At 60.0% G+C, this 2914-nt stretch carries 4 protein-coding genes and 1 pseudogene; 2 read left to right on the top strand and 3 right to left on the bottom strand.

The window, feature by feature from the left end; genetic code table 11:
• Nucleotides 1-114, bottom strand: a pseudogene (locus tag Q0072_RS20140) (conjugal transfer protein TrbF); the annotation flags it as partial.
• A complete protein-coding gene (locus Q0072_RS20135) occupies nucleotides 111-428 on the bottom strand; it encodes a hypothetical protein (RefSeq protein ID WP_298333523.1) in 318 nt (105 codons plus the stop codon). The pseudogene Q0072_RS20140 and the gene Q0072_RS20135, both read right to left, overlap by 4 nt.
• Nucleotides 429-490: 62 nt before the next feature.
• Here Q0072_RS20135 and Q0072_RS20130 point away from each other — a divergent pair.
• Nucleotides 491-1632 (top strand): IS3 family transposase gene (locus Q0072_RS20130; protein WP_298333522.1). Its coding sequence is split into 2 segments (ribosomal slippage): nucleotides 491-761 and nucleotides 761-1632, totalling 1143 coding nucleotides; the frame shifts between segments, so codons are not numbered across the junction.
• Between the two features lie 275 nt (nucleotides 1633-1907).
• Nucleotides 1908-2465 carry a hypothetical protein gene (locus tag Q0072_RS20125; RefSeq protein WP_298333521.1) on the top strand — a complete coding sequence of 186 codons (558 nt, stop codon included), beginning with the start codon at nucleotides 1908-1910 and terminating at the stop codon, nucleotides 2463-2465.
• 33 nt (nucleotides 2466-2498) lie between these two features.
• Here the strand turns inward: Q0072_RS20125 and Q0072_RS20120 are convergent, their stop codons facing one another.
• Nucleotides 2499-2699 carry a hypothetical protein gene (locus Q0072_RS20120; protein ID WP_298333519.1) on the bottom strand — a complete coding sequence of 67 codons (201 nt, stop codon included), beginning with the start codon at nucleotides 2697-2699 and terminating at the stop codon, nucleotides 2499-2501.
• Between the last annotated feature and the right edge of the window lie 215 nt (nucleotides 2700-2914).

The raw sequence follows: 2914 nt of genomic DNA, 5'->3' as shown, positions 1-2914 counted from the left end.
CTGGACGCGGGCGCTGCCGATCCGTTCATCCCAGAGCTGGGCAGCCTTCTGGTAGGGCGTCACGGACTCCGGCGAGGTGCCGTAGCGTTGCAGGGTGCGTTTGAACATGGTCAATCATCCTTCTGATCGAGGGACGGAGCAGCGCTGCCGCCGGACCGGTCCCCATCCTTGATGGCCTGTTCGGTGCTGTGGCGGCGGGCGCGGGCTGCCTGCTCGGCGCGCAGCTTGCGAGCCCAGGCGGGGGCGTTGTCGGTGGAAGCTGGCGATGTGGGACCTGCTCCCTCCCCGCCTGTGTTGGGCGAAGGGTCGGAGTTGGTAGACTGGCGACCGGACTGAAAGGCGTCGCGCAGCGGTTCGGTCATGCGGTGGCCGGCATCCTTGGTCTTGCGCAGGGCGGCCTCTCCGGCGGCACGGGCCATACCGCCCACTGGACTTGCCCTGGAAAAGTGGAGAGCCATCATCCTAAAATTTGGGTCTGATGGAGGTTTTGATGGTTCGAGTGAAGCAGGGTAAGGTCACGGCTGAATTCAAGCGAGATGCGCTGCGCATTTTATCGACGAGCGGTCGGACGGTGGCCGAAGTAGCCGCTGATTTTGGGATTGGGAAATCGACGCTGCAGCGCTGGAAGACGGAAGCGACGGAGACGGAACTGCTGTCTGGCCCCCATCCGGACGTAGAAAAGGAACTGGCGCGGCTTCGGCACGAGAACAAGTTTCTGCGTCAAGAGCGGGACTTGTTAAAAAACGCGGCGGCCTTCTTCGCCCGGGAGACAAGTCGATGATCTACCGGCTCATCGACGCGAAGAAGGCGGAAATACCGGTTGGACGTGGCTGTCGTTTATTGGGCGTGAGCAGCAGCGGCTATTATGCCTGGAAGCGGCGAAGGCCCAGTCTACGGCAATATGCTGATATGATACTATTGGCGCTTGTCCGTCAGCACTTTGGGCTTTCGCACGAGACATATGGGAGCCCCCGTATGCACGCAGAGTTGAAGGCCGCCGGTCTATCCTGCGGGCGGCACCGGATCGCCCGGTTGACGCGGGATAACGGTTTGAAAGCCTTGATGAAACGGCGTTACAGGAAGACAACTGACAGCGCCCATGGCGGACCTGTGGCCCCCAACCTTCTGGATCAGGATTTCAGCGCCGAGGGCCCGAACCAGAAATGGGGCGTCGATATTTCTTATATTTGGACGGCGGAAGGCTGGCTGTACCTGGCCGTGGTCATCGACCTCTACTCCCGCCGGGTGGTCGGCTGGGCGGTCAGCGACCGAATGAAGAAAGATCTGGCGATAACAGCTTTGCGGCGTGCCATCGTCACTCGCAGGCCAAAGCCCGGCTTGATCCATCATTCGGACAGGGGAAGCCAATATTGTTCTGATGAGTATCAGAAAATCCTGAAAACCCATGGCATGGAGATTTCCATGAGCGGCAAAGGGAATTGCTATGATAACTCCATGGTTGAAACGTTCTTCAAGACGCTGAAATCTGAACTCATCTGGAGAACGGTTTTTCTGTCACGATGGCAGGCAGAACGTGCCATTGGCACATTCATCGACGGGTTCTATAATCCCACCCGGCGGCACTCGGCCTTGGGCTACAAAAGCCCGATCCTGTTCGAGGCAGCCGCCTGACGGCGAGAAATTGGCTCTCCACTTTTCCAGGGCAAGTCCAAACTCGAAGATTTCGAGAATGAACTGGAGCGCAATATTCCGGTGGAGGTGATGGATGCAGCGAAACGCGTCCGCATCGAAAGACCGCAGCAAGCAGTTGGACCGGAACCGGAAACAACAGCTCCCACCGTTACGCGACCGAACGCGGCAGAACTCGACGCCACGGCTGGTGTCGCCATGCCGAAAATCGTCATCCCCACCCCCGCTTGATTTTCAAGATTAGACAGGAGGTTCTAATGCGCTCCCTGCTATCGCATGTCGCGCTCTCATGCGTCGCCCTGAGCATCGGGTTTCCATCTTATGCCGCCAGCGGGAAAGAACTTGCGGCCCTGTCCGCCGTTCAGCAAACCGACTATATCGGGCGGGTAATCGACGCCGTCGCTCAATCGTTCCAGCAGACGGACGGCGCAACCGTCCGGTCGAATTGCGTCAATCGCTGGTATCAGCGAGACAAGAGCGCGGCCAACCGTGACTTGCTGGCAAGCGCGGTCAGCTATCCGAATGAGGACCCGGTCCGCGTTGTCATGGCGATGATGATAAAGCTGTGCGGACGCGACAAGGACGAAGGCATGCAGAAGCTCCGGGAGCGTGTCGCCCAGAAGCTGGAGGCAGCCGAAAGGGCGAGTGATCAAGCCTTGGCGGATGCCGAAGGCAATCTGAAAGCTATTGAGGCCCGCGCGTGGCGGTTGCCCGATGGCCGCCGCATTTACCAGTCGGGAGACGGGACATGGCGGTTCGAGAATGGTGCGGTCGTACCGCCTGAGCTGGCGAAGACCCGCGTCGCCCCGAAGTAATTACGGGCAACGTAATACAAAGCGGGTGGCGGCTCAGAGCCGCCACCCAAGGGGCTGACGCAGGGCGCGCTCGCGCAGCTCCGCGCGGATATTTTCCAGGCTGGCCAGCGCGTTGCGCCGTTGCCAGCTTTCAGGCCGAGTCTGCATCAGGTCCCGGCCAACTTGGCTGAACAAGGTTTGCAATACGCTGGTATTCAGGCCGATCAATTCTACCCTGGTGAACAATCTGCACATGACGGACTCCTCTGTTGCCGTTGGGCGGCCGGAGCCATTCCGGCCACATCGGAGATCGCCAGGCGCAAGGCATGGGACGGGATGAAACGGACATGCACCTCGGGGAGCAGCGTCCCAAAGGGACGCCCCGAGGCCGGAACAAGCTATGACGTGGAGGAGCCTTTACGGCTTGCCTGTGCCGTCCCCGCCCCAAAGAATGCGCAGTGTTGTGGCAG

This window comes from Asticcacaulis sp. (genome assembly GCF_027484505.1).
In the GTDB taxonomy this organism is placed as follows: domain Bacteria; phylum Pseudomonadota; class Alphaproteobacteria; order Caulobacterales; family Caulobacteraceae; genus Asticcacaulis.
This window is presented reverse-complemented; position numbering and strand designations above follow the sequence as displayed.